Origin of the sequence: Klebsiella spallanzanii (assembly GCF_902158555.1) — a bacterium.
GTDB classification, from domain to species: domain Bacteria; phylum Pseudomonadota; class Gammaproteobacteria; order Enterobacterales; family Enterobacteriaceae; genus Klebsiella; species Klebsiella spallanzanii.
The window spans coordinates 308,949-327,337 of sequence record NZ_CABGGS010000023.1; the positions used below are offsets into that span (position 1 = coordinate 308,949).

The following is an 18,389-nucleotide window of genomic DNA, read 5'->3' on the forward strand; positions in this document are numbered from 1 at the left end:
TCCGTTAATTATTTGGCCAGGCCAAAGGCTTTCGCCTGCTGGCGATAGTCTTCCACCTGCTTTTTGACGTACGCGTCGAGCTCTTTGCCATTCACGTTGAACTCAAACAGGCCCCGGAGTTCGCGCTGCTTTTTAAACGCATCGGTCTGCTGCAATTTGCTGAACTCCTCCACCCACCACTGATAGTCGGCATCGCTGACTTTTGGACCAACAAAGAAGCCGCGAATAATCGGCCAGACCAGATCGTAACCTTGCTCTTTGGCGGTGGGTACGTTGGCGAGAGCGCCTGGCAATCTTTCGCTGGAGAAGACCGCCAGCACGCGAATTTTATTGCCCTGGAGATAAGGCACCATTTCGCTCAGATCGCCGGAGACCGCCTGCACATGATTGCCGAGCAGCGCGGTGACCGGCTCGCCGCCGCCTTCAAACGCCACGTAGCGCATGTTATGCGGGTCGACGTTGGCTTTTTGCGCCAGCAGCGCCGCTTTCATCCAGTCCTGGCTGCCGATGGACGCGCCAGCACCGATGACAATGCTGGCGGGATTTTTTTCCATCGCCGCCATAAACGATGCCAGGTCTTTCCACGGGGAGTCAGTGCGCACGGCGATCATGCCGTAATCAGTGCCGACGCTGGCCAGCCAGCGGACATCATCGACGCCATAGCGGCCAAACTTTCCCTGCGACAGGTTGAGCAGCGAGCCGCCGGAGAAGGCGACTACGGTGCCGGGTTCACCGGGGCGCTGGGCAACAATGGCGTTATAGGCCACCGCGCCTACGCCACCGGGCATGTAGGTGACGCGCATCGGTTTTTTGATAGCGCCGGTCTCCATCAGGCTGACCTGAAGCAGCTTGCAGGTCAGATCGAAGCCGCCGCCGGGTTTGGCGGGCGCGATACATTCGGTGCGGGAAGGCGCTTCGGCGGCGTAAGCAGAGACGGTACAAAGGCATAAAGCGAAGGCACTCAGATGGCGAAGGAACGAGATGTTCATAGGCTTCCTCGATAGGGTACAGGGAACGTTTTTTCTGATTATGTGAACCGACATGTGGTAGTTCGGTTGCGTGATTGTTAAAACAGTTACCTTTCATTTCCCTTTCAATGCGGCAGCAACTTTACAGGATGTGATATGCGTCTCTTATTGGCTGAAGATAACCGTGAGCTGGCTCACTGGCTGGAGAAAGCGCTGGTGCAGAGCGGTTTTGCCGTAGACTGCGTACTTGACGGACGAGCCGCTGACCATCTGTTGCAAAGCGAAAAATATGCGCTGGCGGTGCTGGATATTGGTATGCCGGGGTTCGATGGGCTGGAAGTGGTGCAGCGTCTGCGAAAACGTGGACAGACGCTTCCCGTTTTGCTGCTGACCGCCCGCAGCGCGGTGGCGGATCGGGTGAAAGGACTGAACGTGGGGGCCGATGACTATTTGCCGAAACCTTTTGAGCTTGAAGAGCTGGATGCCAGGCTGCGGGCGCTGCTGCGGCGTAGCGAGGGGCAAGTGCACGAGATCCAGCAGATCGGCGAACTGGAATATCGTGATGAAGGCTATTTTTTGCTGCGTGGGCAGATGCTGTCGCTGACCCCGCGTGAACTGGCTTTGCTGACGGTGCTGATGTTTCGCCGCACGCGCCCGGTATCACGCCAGCAGCTTTTCGAGCAGGTTTTCAGCCTGAGCGACGACGTTAGCCCGGAAAGTATCGAGTTGTATATTCATCGTTTACGGAAAAAGCTTCAGGAGAGCAACGTACGGATCACGACGCTGCGTGGTCTGGGTTACGTACTGGAGCTTGCTGATGAGGTGGGGTAAACCGCAGTCGCTTTTTGCTCAACTGCTGCTGTTTCTCGGCCTGCCGCTGGTTTTACTGTGGGGGCTATCAGCATTCAATAGCTACGTCAGCGCCCTGCAGGCGGCGACTCAGGCTTACGATCGTACGCTGCTTTCATCTGCCCGTACCGTGGCGGAACGTCTGGTGGTGCGCGGCGGTAAGCTGGAGGTGAATGTGCCCTGGGTGGTGCTGGATAGCTTCGAGCTGAACATGAACGATCGCCTGTACTATAAGGTTCTCGATCCTGAGAAGCGGGTGATTTCCGGTTTTGACGACCTGCCGCCGATGCCGCCATCGACCTCTCGCACCGATCTCTATCCAGCGCTGGCGTGGTTTTATCATACCGAGTATCGCGGGCAGGCCATTCGCGTAGCGCGTCTGCTGCAGCCGGTTAACGAGGCAGGAATTGTCGGGATGGCGGAAATTTATATCGCCGAAACGCTGCAATCACGGCGCTGGCTGGCAGGGCAATTGCTCTTTTCATCGTGGATATCGCAGGGGTTATTAGTCCTGTTGACGCTGGTGCTCACCGGCTGGCTGCTGCGCCGCGTACTGCGGCCGATGCGTCAGCTTTCGGCGTTGATGGTACGGCGTGAACCCGGCCTGCTGAAGCCGCTACCGGAGCTATTGCCCTGGTCGGAAACCCGGCTACTGATCGTCGCCTTTAACCGCTATATCGATCGGCTGCGGGTGATGGTTTCCCGCCAGGAGCGCTTTAGCGCCGATGCCTCTCACCAGCTCAAAACTCCGTTGGCAGTGCTGAAAACTCAGGCGTCGGTGGCGCTGGCGAGCAGCGATCCCCGACTGTGGCGAGAGAGCCTGGAAGCGATGAGCGGCACACTTGATAGTACGATTTTGCTCACCGAGCGCTTGCTGCAGTTGGCGACCATCAAACGGAAGGAACAGGGGGAACACGCCTTCCCACCAGTTGATCTTCAGGAGATCGTACATAATAGCTGCTTTTCCCGTCTTCAACAGGCGCGAAGCAAAGCTATCGATCTCGGTTATGAGGGTGAGCCATCAGCGGTATCGATCGCCGGGGATAGCGTGCTATTGAGCGAACTGTGCGCAAATCTGCTGGATAACGCGATCCGCTACACGCCTCCGGGAGGGATAGTCACGCTAAGCCTGCATTACGATGGGAACGCGGTGCTGCTGGACGTTGAGGATAGCGGGCCGGGGATTGAGGATACGCAGATTCAGCAGGCGCTGATGCCGTTTCATCGCCTGGAAAACGTCGGTGATAACCCCGGCGTGGGGCTTGGACTCGCGCTGGTCAGCGATATTGCGCGCCTGCACCGCAGCCATCCGCAGCTGCTGCGCAGCGAAACGTTGGGCGGGCTGAAGGTCAGGCTGCGCTTTTTGATCGCTCGTTCAGAGTAAGCCTTTCAGACTCAGCGTTTTACGAGTCGCTACGTTCAAATCATAATGGGAAAGATCTTCCGGTTTCACCCACGCGTAATCCTGAAACTCTTCGTTGATCGTCACTTCACGATTGGCGCTAACGCAATCGAAAATCAGGTAGATCATATAAATTTCTTCCTGGCGGCCATCGGCATAGGTTTTCACCCGCACGTCGTCGCTAAAGGTCCATGGCGTAATGCTGGTTAACTGAAGCTTATCGCCTAATTCTTCACGAATTTCCCGTCGCAGCGCCTCTTCGATACGTTCGCCAGGCTCCACGCCGCCGCCGGAGAGCGCCCACTGGCCGGGAAACACGCCGCGATCGTCGGCCATTTTGCACAGCAGGTAGTGGCCTTCATGTTGTATAAGCGGGCAGACGATAGTCCTTTGACGCATGGTTTTTCCTTAATGATGACGTGGGTAAACATTGAGATAGCCCAGTTTGCGAGTCGACTCGGCAAACAGCAAGTACCAGATGCGTTATGTCATTGCCGTGATGCAGCGCCATCTGGATAAGAGGTATCGCCCGTTGCTGACAAAGCGCACCTTTCTGGAACCGCCCGGTGGCGGCTAGCGCCTTACCGGGCCTACGGAAAATGCATAACCGGATGATATTATAGTCTTTGTAGGCCGTGCAAGGCGCTAGCCGCCGCTCGGCAGAAATGTTAGCGCAATGGCTAAAACGGGGTCTTATCAGTTCCGGCAGCGGAATATGATGGAAATTTCAGAGCAGCTTCATACCAGATTCATGCCAGAGAAAACGGCAGCCTTAGCAACTGCCGTGAAGGTTTATTTAGCCTCTTTTAACGCTTTCAGGGCTGCGGCAACGCCCGTGCCGTAGTCGGGGTGTACTTCGCTGAATAACCCAATTTGCCGCTGCTGAATAAACTCAGGGACATCCCGCATATCACCGGCTATTCGCTGGAACATGCGCTGATGCTCCTCTTCGCTTAATAGCTCAAACAGTTTGCGCGGCTGGCTAAAGTAGTTGCCATCTTCCCGATGATCCCAGTGGGCTGCCGCGCCTTCAAGGCTTAACGGCGGCTCGCTAAAGTCCGGCTGCTCCTGAAAGACGCCAAAGCTGTTGGGTTCGTAGGTTGCGCCGTTGCCGCTGTTGCCATCTACGCGCATCGCACCGTCACGGTGATAGTTATGGAACGGGCAGCGCGGAGCGTTTACCGGGATCTGATGATGATTAACCCCTAAACGATAACGCTGAGTGTCGCCATAGGAGAACAGCCGCCCCTGTAGCATGCGGTCAGGAGAGAAGCTTACCCCAGGCACTACGTTTGCCGGATTCATCGCCACCTGCTCAACTTCCGCGAAGTAGTTATCCGGATTACGGTTTAGCTCCAGCACGCCAACTTCAATCAGCGGATAATCGCTATGCGGCCAGATTTTGGTCAGGTCAAATGGGTTGTAAGGGACCTGACTGGCCTCTGCTTCCGGCATTATCTGCACGTAGAAGGTCCAGCGCGGAAAATCGCCTTTTTCAATTGACTCATAGAGATCGCGCTGCGAGCTTTCACGGTCTTCAGCCACCAGTCGTTTCGCCTCATCATCCATCAGGTTGGCGATCCCCTGCTGGGATTTGAAGTGGAATTTTACCCAAAAGCGCTCGTTGTCGGCATTGATAAAGCTGAACGCATGGCTGCCAAAACCGTGCATATGGCGATAAGAGCGCGGGATACCGCGGTCGCTGAAATCAATCGTCAACTGATGCAGCGTTTCCGGCAGCAGGGAGAAAAAGTCCCATTTATATGTTGGATTGCGCAAATTAGTGCGCGGATCGCGCTTTACAACGTGGTTAAGGTCGGGAAATTTCAGCGGGTCGCGAAGGTAGAAAATCGGCGTATTGTTGCCCACCAGATCCCAGTTGCCCTCTTCGGTGTAGAACTTAATAGAGAAGCCGCGAATATCGCGCTCGGCGTCAGCCGCGCCGCGCTCGCCGGCGACGGTCGAGAAGCGCAGGAACAGGTCGGTAGTTTTGCCAATTTCAGAGAAGAGTTTTGCTCGCGTATAGCGGGTAATATCCTGGGTGACGGTTAGTTTGCCGTAAGCGCCGGAACCTTTAGCATGCATTCGGCGCTCCGGGATAACTTCCCGGTCGAAGTGGGCGAGTTTTTCAAGAAACCAGACATCCTGCAGCAGCATGGGGCCACGAGGGCCTGCGGTAACAACGTTATTATTATCGACAACCGGTGCGCCGGAGCCGGTAGTTAATCCTTTCTTGCTCATCTTTATCTCCTGACAAAGTTTTATGTAACTTATTCATTTCCCTGAAGGGCTAAAATAAGCTGAGCGCTATTTGTAGAATAAATAGCCAGCGCGGGCAATCTGGCTCTGGCTATCGATTTGATATCCGCGGCCGTTGGCAAATATCCGGTAGCAACTGGTTACAATCACAATGGTAAAGGTCGCTTTAGCGCATTGATTCCTTTGCATTCGGCAGTACAATTTCGCGGTTTTTCGGGAATTCCTTATTCTTATTGTCTGGATAGATAAAAATGAAAAAAAGCATATTTGTGGCTTTCGCCGGCATGATGTTCGTCTCAACGGCGGCAAATGCGATAAGCGTTAGCGGGCAGGCCGGTGAGCACTACACTAACCTGGGGGTTGGTTTTGGTACGGAATCGACTGGCCTGGCAGTGACCGGCAACTGGCTGCACAACGATGATGATGGCGATGCTGCGGGTCTGGGACTGGGTCTGAACATTCCTCTGGGTCCATTCCTCGCAACCGTTGGCGGAAAGGGCGTTTATACTAACCCGAAGGCCGGTGATGAAGGTTACGCGGCGGCGGTTGGCGGTGGTCTGCAGTGGAAAATTGGCGACAGCTTCCGCCTGTTTGGCGAATATTATTACTCCCCGGATTCACTCTCCAGCGGTATCGACAGCTATCAGGAAGCCAATGCCGGCGCGCGCTTTACCATTATGCGTCCTCTGAGCATCGAAGCCGGTTATCGTTACCTTAACCTTGCAGGTAAAGAAGGTAACCGCGATAACACCGTAGCCGATGGCCCGTACGTCGGCGTTAACGCCAGCTTCTAATCTCTCCGGCGCGGTATTCTGCCGCGCCTGTTTTTCGCCAGCCACTTTGCGATATAGTATCCCGACTTATCAGGCTGGAGTTCACAATGTTAAACGTGGAAATGCTGTCCACCGGCGACGAAGTGCTGCATGGGCAAATCGTTGACACCAATGCCGCGTGGCTGGCGGATTTCTTTTTTAATCAAGGATTACCCTTAAAGCGTCGTAACACCGTGGGTGATGATCTTGACGCCCTGGTGGCAATTTTACGCGAGCGCAGCGAACATGCCGACGTGCTGATTGTTAACGGTGGCCTGGGGCCGACCAGCGACGATTTAAGTGCGCTGGCTGCCGCCACGGCTAAAGGCGAAGGGTTGATTTTGCATGAAGAGTGGCTGGAAGCGATGACCCGTTTCTTCGCCGAGCGTGGAAGACCGATGGCCGCCAGCAACCGCAAGCAGGCGGAAATTCCGCAAAGCGCTGAGATGATCAATAACCCGGTCGGAACCGCCTGCGGTTTCGCCGTGCAGCTTAATCGCTGCCTGATGTTTTTCACTCCTGGCGTGCCTTCTGAATTTAAGGTGATGATCGAGCAGGAAATTTTACCGCGCCTGCGCGAACGTTTTCCGCTGCCTGCTGCGCCGCTGTGCTTGCGTTTGACCACCTTTGGTCGCTCGGAAAGCGAGCTGGCGCAGAGCCTCGACCATCTGCAGCTACCGCCGGGCGTGGTGATGGGCTATCGTTCCTCAATGCCGATTATCGAACTGAAGCTGACCGGGCCTGCTGAACAGCGCGAAGCGATGCTGGCGCTGTGGCCGGAAGTGCAGAAAGTGGCGGGTGAAAGCGTGATTTTCGAGGGTACTGAAGGCCTGCCCGCGCAGATTGCCCGTCGCCTGCAGGAACGTCAGCTCAGCCTGACGTTGAGCGAGCAGTTTACCGGCGGTCTGCTGGCACTGCAGCTTTCACGCGTCAATGCGCCGCTGCTGGCCAGCGAAGTGATCCCGGCCCAGGAAGAGACCCTGGCGCAGTCTGCGCGCTGGGCGGCGGAGCGTCGCGAAAAACACTTTGCCGGTCTGGCGCTGGCGGTCAGCGGTCAGGAAAGCGATCACCTGAACTTTGCGCTATCTACGCCGGATGGTACACACGCGCTGCGGGTAAAATTCAGTACTAACCGCCACAGCGTACAGGTGCGCCAGGAAGTCTGTGCAATGATGGCCCTGAATATGCTGCGTCGTTGGCTAAACGGCCAGCCGGTGGCTGGTGAGCACGGCTGGATCAACGTCGTCGAATCCCTTTCAGTTTAAGTCGTCCCTGGCGTCGGGATCCTCTCCCGGCGCTGTATTTAGTCCAACCCGCTGTACTTACTTTTAAATATTCTGTGCGTCATCTCGCACTTTTCCCCCTCTGCATGTCCACCTTGCTGGAATAACGTCGTCATTTGAAGTTGCTCACAATTTTCAGCGCCCACAACCGCAACACTGATTCCAGTATTCAGGATTGGAGTCCAGTATGTTGGAATCAAGTAAAGTCCCGGCGCTAACCCGCGCCATTGATATTCTTAATTTGATCGCTCGCATCGGCCCCTGCAGCGCGGCGACCATTATTGACGAACTGGGTATTCCGAAAAGCACCGCCTACCTGCTGTTGGGGGAGTTAAAAAAACAGCGCTTCCTCAGCATGGATAACCAGGACAACTACTGCCTGTGGACCAAATTGGTTGAACTGGCCGGCCATGCGCTGAGCAAAATGGACCTGCGCGAACTGGCGCGCCCGCGCCTGACGCAACTGATGGATCAGTGCGGACTGCTCTGCCACCTGGGTATCATCGATAACGGCAATGCCTATTACATTCTGAAGGTCGAATCTCCGGCCACCATCAGCGTGCGTTCACATGAAGGCAAGAGCTTATCGCTTTATCGTTCCGGTATCGGTAAATGCCTGCTGGCCTGGCAGCCTGAGCGGGTTCAGGAGGCGATTATCAGCGAACTGCGCTGGGAGCGGGCCACGCCGACCACCATCATCAATGCTCAGCAGCTTCACGATGAGCTAAGACGCATTCGTGCCAGAGGCTGGAGCTTCGATAACGGCGAAGATTATCCCGACGTTCGCTGCGTCGCCGCACCGGTATTTAACGCCAATAACGAGCTGACCGCTGCTATCTCAGTAGTGGGCACGCGCCTGCAAATCAATGAAGACAATCGTGATTACCTCGCCGGTAAGGCGATTGCCTGCGCTAAAGATATTTCACGTCTGTTGGGGTGGAAGAGCCCCTTTGAACAACAAGCCTCATAGCAAGGAGAAGAATCATGACCCTACCGAAAATTAAACACGTTCGCGCCTGGTTTATCGGCGGCGCTACCGCAGAGAAAGGCGCTGGCGGCGGCGATTATCACGACCAGGGAGCCAACCACTGGATTGACGATCACATCGCCACGCCGATGAGCAAGTACAAACAATATGAGCAGTCTCGCCAGTCGTTTGGTATCAACGTTCTGGGCACGCTGATTGTCGAAGTTGAAGCGGAAAACGGGCAGACCGGGTTTGCGGTGTCAACGGCGGGCGAAATGGGCTGCTTTATCGTTGAAAAACACCTGAATCGCTTTATCGAAGGTAAGTGCGTCAGCGATATCAAACTGATCCATGACCAGATGCTCAACGCGACCATGTACTACTCTGGTTCCGGCGGCCTGGTGATGAACACTATCTCCTGTATCGATCTGGCGCTGTGGGATCTGTTCGGTAAAGTGGTTGGCCTGCCGGTGTATAAACTGCTGGGCGGCGCGGTGCGCGATGAAATTCAGTTCTATGCCACCGGCGCGCGTCCGGACCTGGCGAAAGAGATGGGCTTTATTGGCGGCAAAATGCCAACCCACTGGGGGCCGCACGATGGCGATGCGGGGATCCGCAAAGATGCGGCGATGGTCGCTGACATGCGCGAAAAATGCGGTCCGGATTTCTGGCTGATGCTGGACTGCTGGATGAGCCAGGACGTTAACTACGCCACTAAGCTGGCTCACGCCTGCGCGCCTCACAACCTTAAGTGGATCGAAGAGTGTCTGCCGCCGCAGCAGTACGAAGGTTATCGCGAACTCAAACGCAACGCGCCAGCCGGGATGATGGTCACCAGCGGCGAGCACCATGGCACGTTGCAATCATTCCGTACCCTGTCGGAAACCGGCATCGATATTATGCAGCCTGACGTGGGCTGGTGCGGCGGTTTGACCACGCTGGTAGAGATTGCCGCCATTGCTAAAGCGCGCGGTCAGCTGGTGGTCCCGCACGGATCATCGGTCTATTCGCACCACGCGGTCATTACCTTTACCAACACACCGTTCAGCGAATTCCTGATGACCAGCCCGGACTGCTCAACAATGCGTCCGCAGTTTGACCCGATTCTGGTCGGCGAACCGGTGCCGCAAAACGGGCGCATTCATAAAACCGTTCTGGACAAACCGGGCTTCGGCGTTGAGCTGAACCGCGACTGCAACCTGAAACGTCCTTATAGCCACTGATCCCGTCGTGCCGCACAGCGCTGATGTGCGGCCCATTTTTTGAGGATATTACGATGAGCAACACCTTGCTTGAGAGCGTGGTGAAGAAAAACCGCGCCCGTTTGATCCCCTTTATGCTGGCGCTGTACGTACTGGCATTTCTTGACCGCTCGAATATTGGCTTTGCCAAAGAGACCTACCAACTGGATACCGGGCTAAGTAATGAAGCCTATGCGCTGGGGGCGGGGATTTTCTTTGTGGTCTACGCCTTTCTCGGGGTACCCGCCAACCTGCTGATGCGCAAATTCGGCGCGAGAAAATGGATTGGCTGCACCACGCTGCTGTGGGGCGTTCTGTCTGCAGCGATGGCGTGGGCAGATACGGAAGCGAAATTTCTACTGGTGCGCACCTTGCTTGGCGCCGCCGAAGCGGGCTTTTTCCCTGGCATGATCTACCTGACCTCCCAGTGGTTCCCACAGCAAAACCGTGCCAGCATTATGGGGCTGTTTTATATGGGAGCGCCGTTGGCATTAACGCTCGGTTCGCCTTTATCCGGCGCGCTGCTGGAAATGCATGGATTTATGGGGCATCCCGGCTGGTTCTGGATGTTTATCATTGAAGGGCTGCTTGCCGTCGGCGCGGGATTCTTCACCTTCTTCTGGCTCGACGATACGCCGCAAAATGCGCGTTTCCTGACGTCCGCCGAGAAACAGGCGTTAATCAGCGAGCTGGCCAGCGAAGAGCAGAAAAAGGTCACTTCACGGTTGTCCGATGCTTTGCGCAACGGCCGCGTCTGGCAACTGGCGATTATCTATCTGACCATTCAGGTCGCGGTTTACGGCCTGATTTTCTTCCTGCCGACCCAGGTCGCCGCGCTGCTGGGCACCAAAGTGGGGTTTGTCGCTTCCGTTGTGACCGCGATTCCGTGGGTTGCGGCGCTGTTCGGTACCTGGCTGATTCCCCGCTACTCCGACCGCACCGGCGAGCGGCGTAATATCGCGGCATTCACCCTGCTGGCGGCGGCAATTGGCATTGCGGTCTCCGGGCTGGTTTCACCGGTGCTGGCGATCATCGCGCTGTGCGTGGCCGCCGTTGGCGTTATTGCCGTACAGCCGGTTTTCTGGACCATGCCGACCCAGCTGTTGTCCGGTACGGCGCTGGCGGCTGGCATTGGTTTCGTCAACTTGTTCGGTGCTATCGGCGGTTTTCTGGCCCCCATTATTCGCGTTCGGGCCGAAACGATTTTTGCCAGTAATTCCGCCGGATTATTGACGCTCGCCTGCGTGGCGATTGTCGGAGTTGTTATTATTTTTTCACTGCGCGTTAATCGCACGGTGCCGCAGGCTGGCAGCGTACAGCATTAATTTAAGGGAGAACTATGAACGCAATTTTATCGAACCCATTTAAAGCGGGATTATCGAAAGGGGAAGCGCAAATTGGCCTGTGGCTGAGCTCAACCTCTTCTTATATGGCTGAGATTGCCGCTACCTCAGGCTACGACTGGCTGCTGATTGATGGCGAACACGCGCCCAATACTGTCCAGGATCTTTATCACCAGCTGCAGGCTATTGCCCCCTACGCCAGCCATCCGGTGATTCGCCCGGTGGAGGGCAATCGCAGCCTGATTAAACAGGTGCTGGATATTGGCGCCAGAACGTTGCTGATCCCGATGGTCGATACCGCCGAACAGGCGCGGGAAATTGTCTCGGCGACCCGTTATCCGCCGGTAGGCACCCGGGGCGTCGGAGCCGGGGTTGCCCGCGCCGCGCGCTGGGGACGGGTGGAGAACTATATGGCGAAGGCCAACGATGAGCTGTGCCTGTTGATTCAGATGGAAAGTAAAACGGCCCTCGATAATCTGGATGAGATCCTCGAAGTGGAAGGTATTGACGGCGTCTTTATCGGCCCCGCTGATTTATCGGCCTCGCTGGGATACCCCGATAATGCCGGGCATCCTGAAGTGCAGCGGATTATTGAACAGAGCATTCGGCGCATTCGCGCAGCCGGAAAAGCCGCCGGATTCCTGGCCGTCGACCCGGAGATGGCGCATAAAACGCTGGAGTGGGGGGCGAACTTTGTTGCCGTGGGCGTTGATACCAATCTCTATACCAGCGCGCTGGATAAACGGCTGGCGATGTTCAAACCGGTAGTCGAACAGGCGGAGGGGAAGGGGAGCTATTAGTCTCCCCTTTGCAGGCGCTGGTTTCAGGCCAGCGCCTGCGCCAGCAGGGAAATGGGATGTTCACAGCGTTTACTGGTGGACATCTCAATCTGCCATTTGCAGGTTTCGCAATCGGTCACCACTATGTCCGCGCCGCTCTCCTCAATTTGCCGAAATAGCGGCGCGCCAATTGCCTGCGATGAGTCGTAGTTCTCCGACTTAAACCCGTAGGTTCCGGCAATACCGCAGCACTGAGAGTCGAGTACCTCAAGCTGCAACCCAGGGATGAGCCGCAATAGCTCAAGGGTATACAGCGACCAGCCCATTTTCTCCATATGACAAGGCGTGTGATAGACCACCTTCAACGGCAGCGGTTTTAGCGTCAGCGTCCGTCCGGTATCCAGTTGACGCCACAGCCAGCGGGTCGCCAGCTCTATCCGATCGCGAATGTCGTGGTTATCGATATCGAGCACGTGCGGATACTCATCGCGCAGGGTAAAGGTGCAGGTTGATGACGTGGCGATAATCGGCAGGTTGTTTTCCCGTATTGCGCTGACGTTGCTGAGCGCCTGTTTACGCGCTTTAGCAAAAAAACCGTTGGCAATCAGCGGCACCCCGCAGCACTTCTCTTTGCTGAGCAGTTGAACGCCGATTCCCATGGCGTTAAGCACCCGAACAAGATCTTTACCCAGCTGTGGGTGGTTGTAGTTCACATAGCAGCCGTGGAAGAACGCCACCTGCTCGGTGTACTGCGCCTGCCGTACAGCCAACTGACGATAAGCGCGACGGAAGGTGCCAAAGCCATATTTGGGTAGCGCGCGGCGGTGATCGATTTTCAGCGCGGCATCCAGAATCCGGCGCACCGGCATCAGCCCGGTGGCGGCGTTGACCAGCGGAGCAAACGGCGTGGAGAGGGTGCCCATCAGGTCGGTATGGCTGAGGAGAGTATCGCGCAGCCCAGGCTTTTGCCGACCGTATTGAATGCGCGCCCGTTGAATAATATCGCCGATTTTGACGTCGGAAGGGCAGGCGACCTCGCAGCGTTTGCAGTTGATGCAGTATTTTAAGGCTTCATCGTAGAGCGCGCCGTCTTTCAGTCGCAGGCGTTCGCCGTCCGGACCGGCCTGTTTTGGCCCCGGATAGCGCGGGTTGACCCGGCTGACCGGGCAGGCTGTGGTGCAAACGGTGCATTTAATGCAGTGTTCAAAGCGCGTATCGTTCATAACTCACCTCCGGCAAGTTCACCGATGAGATGCGCAACGTGTAACGCCGTCACCGCGCAGACGCCGCCGCCGCATCCCAGCGCGATGGCGTCAAAACCCCCGAGCACAGAACCGATGGCGAACAGATTCTCCAGCGTCTCCCCATGAAGCTGCGGGCGCAGTGCCGTATCCGTTCTCAGGCCGAAACGCTGCCAGGGTTGTGAGGCAAAAAAATCCTGCTGGTACCAGCTTTCGCGCGGCAGCGTCTGCTGCAGGTCGAGGCCAAGAATCGGCTCCCGGACGTCGTTTCGTTCGGCGACCAGGCCATTGCTGAAAAAGCTGCCGCTGGCCAGCACCGTAAAGCGCGGGCGCAGTGGGATATCGCCGTGGTTGCGCGTCCAGACTGCGTTAACAAGGCCATCCTGGTGGCTGATATTGACCACTTCATCACCGTTAAGCCAGGTGCCGCCGCTGCGGACGAACTGCCGCTGTAGCTGGGCGTGTAGGCGCATGCCGGGTACCGATGGCGGCAGAGTAGGCAGCAGGCGTAGCGGGCAGGGCAGATGCTGCTGGAGCCAGTGATATAGCCGCCCGTCGGCGAGTCCGAAGCAGGCGGGCATGATAATTAAATGACGCCCCTGGGCCAGCGGACGCAGCGCCGCGAGCAGCGCGGGCCAGTACGTTTCATCGTCCAGCAGACGAGCGATATTAGCGGCGCGAAATTCGGACGGGCTATCGCGCAAAACATCAAGCACAGGCAAATCGATCTCTTGCGCCTCGGCGTTAACGCCGTGCTGGCGTAGAGACGCGGCGGCAAGATATGGCTGAAAGTCGCCGAATCCGCTGATGCCGACCAGGCAAACGCCGCTGGCGGGTAGCGGCGCGGTGGCTATCTCCTGTGGCGAAAGCCAGGCCGCGCGTAAGGTACCCAGCGGCGTTACGCGCAGATGCGGCTGGCGGGCATCCCCCTGCATGGTGATACCGCAGGCGGCGAACAGCTGCTGGGTTTGAGTGGCATAATCCATGACCCGTTCGACGCCGAGTCTGGCATAAGGATGCTCAGGAAGCTGGCGGGCTAGCTGCACTATACCGTGAGCGACATCGGTGACGGTTTCACCATTCGGTAGCGCCGAGAGTAAATCCAGCGAGGCGGAAGAGAAGTGCAGGGCGCTTTGACCACGGCTGACAATCACGCAGCGCAGGCCGCGCTGGTTTAGCGCCAGGCCGCAGAGTAATCCGGCAAGTCCGCCGCCGATAATCACGCAATCAAACTTCATCCTGGTTCTCCTTTTCTAGCCCGCACAGGCCGAGATAGACCCAGCGGGTAAACTCGCTTTCGCGCAACGCATCTCCCCAGGCGACGGGCTGTACACCTTTCCAGCGTTCATTGAGGAATTCTGACAGCTGAGTGAGAGACTGGGCGGACGTCGTCACGCTGAAGCGCTGGAGCAGTCCGGCGGCGCGACAGGCGCAAAGCTCGCCCTGGCAGGTACCCATGCCGACGCGAGTGCGGCGGCGTAAATCGAGTAGATCTTTCACCGCCAGATTTTCGACCGCGTACTGAACCTCTCCAGCGGTAACCGCCTCGCATTCGCAGACCAGGCTGCGATGCTGACGGCTATCGCCAAGCCAGGCGGGCGTGCGATCGCCGTGGCGATAAATAGCCGAACCGCGCAGCGGCGCAGGTAAGGAGATAATTTTGCGTAGCGTGGTTTCCGCCGGCTCCTGCGAACCGGGCAGCGGCGTATCGGCGGTCGTACAGGAGACGCTATTCCCGAGCTTGCGGCATACCGCATCCGTGGCCCATTCCGCCATCAGGCGATAGGTCATCAGTTTGCCGCCGGTAATGGTGATAAAGCCGTTCAGTCCATCACGCTCGGCATGGTCAAGCAGAACGATGCCGCGGCTGACGCTGCGCCCGCTCGGATCGTCGTCGCTCGCCACTAGCGGGCGCACGCCGGAGTAGGCGCGCAGTACCCGGGTACGACCCAGCACAGGAGCCAGCTTTTCGCCTTCGCGCAGCAGAATATCCACTTCGGCGGCAGTGACCCGGTTGTCGTCAATCTCATCATAAGCGATATGCATCGAGGTGGTGCCAATCAGCGAGATGGTATCGCCGGGTACCAGAATATCGGCATCGGCCGGTTTGCGGCAGCGGTTAATAACCTGCTGATTAATGCGATGGTCGAGGATCAGTAGCGAGCCTTTAGCGGGAAACATGGCAACGCGCAGATCGGCATATTCGGCGATACGCTGCCCCCAGATCCCGGCAGCGTTGACCACCACGTTGGCGCGTAGCGTTTGCGCCTGGCGCTGCGCATGATTGTAAAGTTGTACACCGCAGACGGTATCGCCATTGCGCAGCAGGGCGGTGACTTCGCAGCCGGTGAAGATCGTTGCACCATGCTCGCGGGCATCCAGCATATTGGCGGCGGTCAGGCGGAAGGGGTCGACGGTGCCGTCGGGAACCTGCACTGCGCCGAGCAGCGCCGGGTTAACCGCTGGCTCAATGCGCAGCGCCTCGGCAGGTGTTAAAGGATTAGCATCAATACCGGCCTGCTGGCAGGCGGTCATAAAAGTTTGCTGATATGCCAGGTCATCTTCCGGTAGGGTGATAAAGAGTCCATTCGTCGGCTCAATACAGTGGCGGGCAATACGGCGTAATATGCGGTTTTCGCTAATGCACTCCCGCGCCGATTCGCTGTCGGTTACCGCATAACGTGCGCCGCTATGCAGCAGACCGTGGTTGCGGCCGGTTGCGCCGGTAGCGATATCGTAGCGCTCAACCAACGCGACCTTCAGGCCGCGCAGCGCGCAGTCGCGGGCGATCCCCGCTCCGGTTGCGCCGCCGCCAATAATGATGACCTCAAAGTCTGAGCCGGCAGAGTTCATTCCGTGCCTCCGATGTTCGTTTTACATCATTAAGGCACGCATTTATTTATTTTTGTTTGATATCGAGCATATTCGAACTTAAAGCGAAAGTTTTATTGCCGTTTTGTGCAGCAGATCGGTTTAAATTTTGCCTTCTGCGACCAGTTGATGGAGGCATTCACTGAGTATTTGCAAGGGGCTGCCCGCCACCGGAGGGTGGTTGGCAATGAGTGAAATATGCCGGTAAAAGGCCGGCTCAAGAGCCACGGAACGCAAAGGGTGTTCCAGCGCTTTAAGCGTCAGTTCAGGCAGTAGCGCGATCCCCAGCCCCTGGCGAATAAAACTAATGGCCGTTGCTGGATGATTAAATTCATATTTAATCTCTGGCGTAATATTGTGCTCTTTAAAGAGTGACATAATGCTTAATTCATAACGACCGGTGCTGGTAATCAGAGGTTCGTTAAAAAGATCTTCAAGTTTCACCGAATTCCGTTGTGCAAAAGGGTGATTTTCCGGCACCACTACGGTGAACTTATCTTTGTAGATCGGGAGTGAGTACATACCTGGGGTTGGGGAATGAACAAATCCGATATCAATTTTATCCTGTTGCAAGGAGTCAATGATTTCTGCGCTATTGGCTTCATGAGGAATGATTTTTATTTGTGGATAGTTGCTTTCGAAATAGCGCACAACCTGCGGCAGAATACAGGCGCAAATACTGGGAAAACAGCCAATACGCAGTAACCGTAGCGGAGATTGTTTTTCCTGTTCGGCAATTTCCTTCACCGCATTGACCTCATGCCTCAGGCGCTGCAGGTGGAAAACGATACGTTCCCCTGCTGCTGTTAATGTGATGGTTTTGCGTCGTTCGCGGACCAGGATGACAACGCCTAGCTCCTCTTCCAGCGCCGAAATGGCCTGGCTAACGGCCGATTGAGTCATATACAAGCGCTTTCCTGCCTCGGTAAATCCACCGCATTCCAGGACCATAAGCAGGGCGTTTATCTGTGTGAATGTCATTAGTTTATTCTAATTAAAGTCATTAATACGATTAATTTTACTAATGTATATCATTCGGCTATCATTTTTCTACGGACTTAATCACAAAATAACGTACGCAATCATCTGTGTTGATAATATATCTATGAATAAAATATTCATGATGAATGTGATGCTGCGCGCCGTATAAACTGGGTGCTTATCGATGAAAGAGAGATTATGGACTAAAGATTTTTGGGCAATTACGATCATTAGCTTTATTATATTTTTTGTTTTTTATGTGCAATTGACCTTACTCCCTATTTATATTTCCGACAAATTAAACGCCACCGCCGATAAAGCAGGGTTACTGGTGACATGTTTCCTGGTCGCGGCGATTGTTATTCGACCGTTTGCCGGGCAGTGGGTAGGGAAATATTCGAATAAAACGGTTCTGATGCTTTCTTCTCTGGCCTTTTTGGTCGTGACCGCGATATATCCTCTTTGTCATTCCATTGAAGCATTGTTATTCGTTCGCGTGCTTCATGGTATCACCTTCGGCGTGATAACCACGGTAAAGGGGACGATTTCTGCGCGGTTAATACCGGCCTCCCGACGTGGAGAGGGCATCAGTTTTTTCTCATTGGCCATGGGGCTGGCGATGGTGGTGGGGCCATGGATCGGCCTGAATATGGCGCGGCATAGCGCCTATATTGGAGCTTTCTGGCTGTGTACCGGCGTCTCGCTTGTCAGCATCGTACTTGCCATTATCGTGGCTGTACCACCGGTGATCCTCCACGCTAACGGTGCAAAACCGAAACTGGGTTTTGCTGCTATGTTCGATCGCGCGGCAATGCCGTTTGCTATGGTCACCTTCTTTATGACCTTTGCTTACGCTGGCGTTTCTGCATTTCTCGCCCTGTACGCTCGCGAATTGGATCTGATGGCGGCGGCGAGTAATTTCCTGCTGTGCTATGCGGTGTTCCTGATGATTTGCCGCGCTTTTACCGGCAACGTTTGCGATAGCAAAGGACCGAAGTATGTGGTTTATCCCTGTCTGTTCGCTTTCACTGTCGGCCTGGTGGTATTGGGCTACACCCACGGTAGCGTGACGATGGTGCTATCCGGGGCGCTGATCGGTATTGGCTATGGCTCCGTCACGCCGATATTCCAGACGCAAATCATCAGTTCAGTAGAGCCACACAAGATTGGCGTTGCGAACTCGCTGTTTTTTAATGCGATGGACGCGGGGCTGGCGCTGGGCGCTTTTGTGATGGGCCTGATGGTGGATGGTGTGGGCTATCGTTCAATTTATCTTATGGGGGCGGTGCTGGTGGTGCTTGCCGGAGCGCTGTATATCCTGCAGATGAAAAAACGCGGTGACGTTAAGCTGGTCTCCGCGCACAAAGTACATTAAGAGCCTACCCACCAGAGC

The 18,389-nt window shown here is 55.9% G+C and carries 16 protein-coding genes; 9 read left to right on the forward strand and 7 right to left on the reverse strand.

The annotated features are described in order from the left end of the window. Positions 1-8: 8 nt before the first annotated feature. Entirely contained in the window at positions 9-989 is a 981-nt protein-coding gene (locus FN082_RS16550) for a Bug family tripartite tricarboxylate transporter substrate binding protein (protein ID WP_142981940.1), read from the reverse strand. A gap of 135 nt (positions 990-1,124) precedes the next feature. Between FN082_RS16550 and tctD the strand changes: the two genes are divergently transcribed. Continuing rightward, on the forward strand, positions 1,125-1,799 hold the full coding sequence (gene tctD, locus FN082_RS16555; protein WP_112213015.1) for a transcriptional regulator TctD: 675 nt from the start codon (positions 1,125-1,127) through the stop codon (positions 1,797-1,799). Continuing rightward, a complete protein-coding gene (locus FN082_RS16560) occupies positions 1,786-3,201 on the forward strand; it encodes a sensor histidine kinase (protein ID WP_142981941.1) in 1,416 nt (471 codons plus the stop codon). Before tctD ends, FN082_RS16560 begins: the two co-directional genes overlap by 14 nt. Here the strand turns inward: FN082_RS16560 and nudI are convergent. Both nudI and FN082_RS16570 read right to left on the reverse strand, forming a co-directional pair. Then, positions 3,193-3,618, reverse strand: coding sequence for a nucleoside triphosphatase NudI (gene nudI / locus FN082_RS16565; protein ID WP_139539132.1), 426 nt, complete (start codon positions 3,616-3,618; stop codon positions 3,193-3,195). The genes FN082_RS16560 and nudI overlap by 9 nt on opposite strands. Before the next feature lie 393 nt (positions 3,619-4,011). Further along, positions 4,012-5,460: a catalase gene (locus tag FN082_RS16570; protein ID WP_142981942.1), complete on the reverse strand. Its 1,449-nt coding sequence runs from the start codon at positions 5,458-5,460 to the stop codon at positions 4,012-4,014. 269 nt (positions 5,461-5,729) lie between these two features. Here FN082_RS16570 and FN082_RS16575 point away from each other — a divergent pair, with 269 nt between their 5' ends. The 6 genes from FN082_RS16575 to yfaU all read left to right on the forward strand — a co-directional run bounded on the left by FN082_RS16575 (position 5,730) and on the right by yfaU (position 11,924). Then, positions 5,730-6,272: a YfaZ family outer membrane protein gene (locus tag FN082_RS16575; protein ID WP_139539130.1), complete on the forward strand. Its 543-nt coding sequence runs from the start codon at positions 5,730-5,732 to the stop codon at positions 6,270-6,272. Between the two features lie 86 nt (positions 6,273-6,358). Continuing rightward, on the forward strand, positions 6,359-7,555 hold the full coding sequence (locus FN082_RS16580; RefSeq protein ID WP_139539129.1) for a nicotinamide mononucleotide deamidase-related protein YfaY: 1,197 nt from the start codon (positions 6,359-6,361) through the stop codon (positions 7,553-7,555). Between the two features lie 205 nt (positions 7,556-7,760). Beyond that, on the forward strand, positions 7,761-8,543 hold the full coding sequence (locus FN082_RS16585; protein ID WP_139539128.1) for an IclR family transcriptional regulator: 783 nt from the start codon (positions 7,761-7,763) through the stop codon (positions 8,541-8,543). A 14-nt stretch (positions 8,544-8,557) separates the two neighbouring features. After that, positions 8,558-9,763, forward strand: coding sequence for an L-rhamnonate dehydratase (gene rhmD / locus FN082_RS16590; RefSeq protein ID WP_139539127.1), 1,206 nt, complete (start codon positions 8,558-8,560; stop codon positions 9,761-9,763). Positions 9,764-9,816: 53 nt separating this feature from the next. Then, entirely contained in the window at positions 9,817-11,106 is a 1,290-nt protein-coding gene (locus FN082_RS16595) for an MFS transporter (RefSeq protein WP_139539126.1), read from the forward strand. A 14-nt stretch (positions 11,107-11,120) separates the two neighbouring features. After that, the gene (gene yfaU / locus FN082_RS16600; protein WP_142981943.1) at positions 11,121-11,924 is read left to right on the forward strand and encodes a 2-keto-3-deoxy-L-rhamnonate aldolase; all 804 of its coding nucleotides are present in this window, start codon (positions 11,121-11,123) and stop codon (positions 11,922-11,924) included. Between the two features lie 23 nt (positions 11,925-11,947). Here the strand turns inward: yfaU and glpC are convergent, their stop codons facing one another. The 4 genes from glpC to FN082_RS16620 all read right to left on the reverse strand — a co-directional run bounded on the left by glpC (position 11,948) and on the right by FN082_RS16620 (position 16,996). Continuing rightward, positions 11,948-13,126 (reverse strand): anaerobic glycerol-3-phosphate dehydrogenase subunit GlpC, encoded by a 1,179-nt coding sequence (gene glpC / locus FN082_RS16605; protein WP_139539124.1) that lies wholly within the window; start codon positions 13,124-13,126, stop codon positions 11,948-11,950. Then, a complete protein-coding gene (gene glpB / locus FN082_RS16610) occupies positions 13,123-14,382 on the reverse strand; it encodes a glycerol-3-phosphate dehydrogenase subunit GlpB (RefSeq protein WP_142981944.1) in 1,260 nt (419 codons plus the stop codon). Before glpB ends, glpC begins: the two co-directional genes overlap by 4 nt. Then, positions 14,372-15,997, reverse strand: a complete 1,626-nt coding sequence (gene glpA / locus FN082_RS16615; RefSeq protein ID WP_142981945.1) for an anaerobic glycerol-3-phosphate dehydrogenase subunit A — start codon at positions 15,995-15,997, stop codon at positions 14,372-14,374. The genes glpB and glpA overlap by 11 nt, the downstream gene beginning before the upstream one ends. Positions 15,998-16,117: 120 nt before the next feature. Next, positions 16,118-16,996 (reverse strand): LysR family transcriptional regulator, encoded by an 879-nt coding sequence (locus tag FN082_RS16620; RefSeq protein WP_142981946.1) that lies wholly within the window; start codon positions 16,994-16,996, stop codon positions 16,118-16,120. A gap of 184 nt (positions 16,997-17,180) precedes the next feature. Between FN082_RS16620 and FN082_RS16625 the strand changes: the two genes are divergently transcribed. Then, on the forward strand, positions 17,181-18,371 hold the full coding sequence (locus FN082_RS16625) for an MFS transporter (RefSeq protein ID WP_142981947.1): 1,191 nt from the start codon (positions 17,181-17,183) through the stop codon (positions 18,369-18,371). The last annotated feature ends 18 nt before the right edge of the window (positions 18,372-18,389 follow it).

Excerpts from the sequence above, each read along its gene's own strand:
- FN082_RS16550 (WP_142981940.1), bottom strand. The coding sequence starts at position 989 with ATGAACATCTCGTTCCTTCGCCATCTGAGTGCCTTCGCTTTATGCCTT.
- tctD (WP_112213015.1), top strand. The coding sequence starts at position 1,125 with ATGCGTCTCTTATTGGCTGAAGATAACCGTGAGCTGGCTCACTGGCTG.
- FN082_RS16560 (WP_142981941.1), top strand. The coding sequence starts at position 1,786 with ATGAGGTGGGGTAAACCGCAGTCGCTTTTTGCTCAACTGCTGCTGTTT.
- nudI (WP_139539132.1), bottom strand. The coding sequence starts at position 3,618 with ATGCGTCAAAGGACTATCGTCTGCCCGCTTATACAACATGAAGGCCAC.
- FN082_RS16570 (WP_142981942.1), bottom strand. The coding sequence starts at position 5,460 with ATGAGCAAGAAAGGATTAACTACCGGCTCCGGCGCACCGGTTGTCGAT.
- FN082_RS16575 (WP_139539130.1), top strand. The coding sequence starts at position 5,730 with ATGAAAAAAAGCATATTTGTGGCTTTCGCCGGCATGATGTTCGTCTCA.
- FN082_RS16580 (WP_139539129.1), top strand. The coding sequence starts at position 6,359 with ATGTTAAACGTGGAAATGCTGTCCACCGGCGACGAAGTGCTGCATGGG.
- FN082_RS16585 (WP_139539128.1), top strand. The coding sequence starts at position 7,761 with ATGTTGGAATCAAGTAAAGTCCCGGCGCTAACCCGCGCCATTGATATT.
- rhmD (WP_139539127.1), top strand. The coding sequence starts at position 8,558 with ATGACCCTACCGAAAATTAAACACGTTCGCGCCTGGTTTATCGGCGGC.
- FN082_RS16595 (WP_139539126.1), top strand. The coding sequence starts at position 9,817 with ATGAGCAACACCTTGCTTGAGAGCGTGGTGAAGAAAAACCGCGCCCGT.
- yfaU (WP_142981943.1), top strand. The coding sequence starts at position 11,121 with ATGAACGCAATTTTATCGAACCCATTTAAAGCGGGATTATCGAAAGGG.
- glpC (WP_139539124.1), bottom strand. The coding sequence starts at position 13,126 with ATGAACGATACGCGCTTTGAACACTGCATTAAATGCACCGTTTGCACC.
- glpB (WP_142981944.1), bottom strand. The coding sequence starts at position 14,382 with ATGAAGTTTGATTGCGTGATTATCGGCGGCGGACTTGCCGGATTACTC.
- glpA (WP_142981945.1), bottom strand. The coding sequence starts at position 15,997 with ATGAACTCTGCCGGCTCAGACTTTGAGGTCATCATTATTGGCGGCGGC.
- FN082_RS16620 (WP_142981946.1), bottom strand. The coding sequence starts at position 16,996 with ATGACATTCACACAGATAAACGCCCTGCTTATGGTCCTGGAATGCGGT.
- FN082_RS16625 (WP_142981947.1), top strand. The coding sequence starts at position 17,181 with ATGAAAGAGAGATTATGGACTAAAGATTTTTGGGCAATTACGATCATT.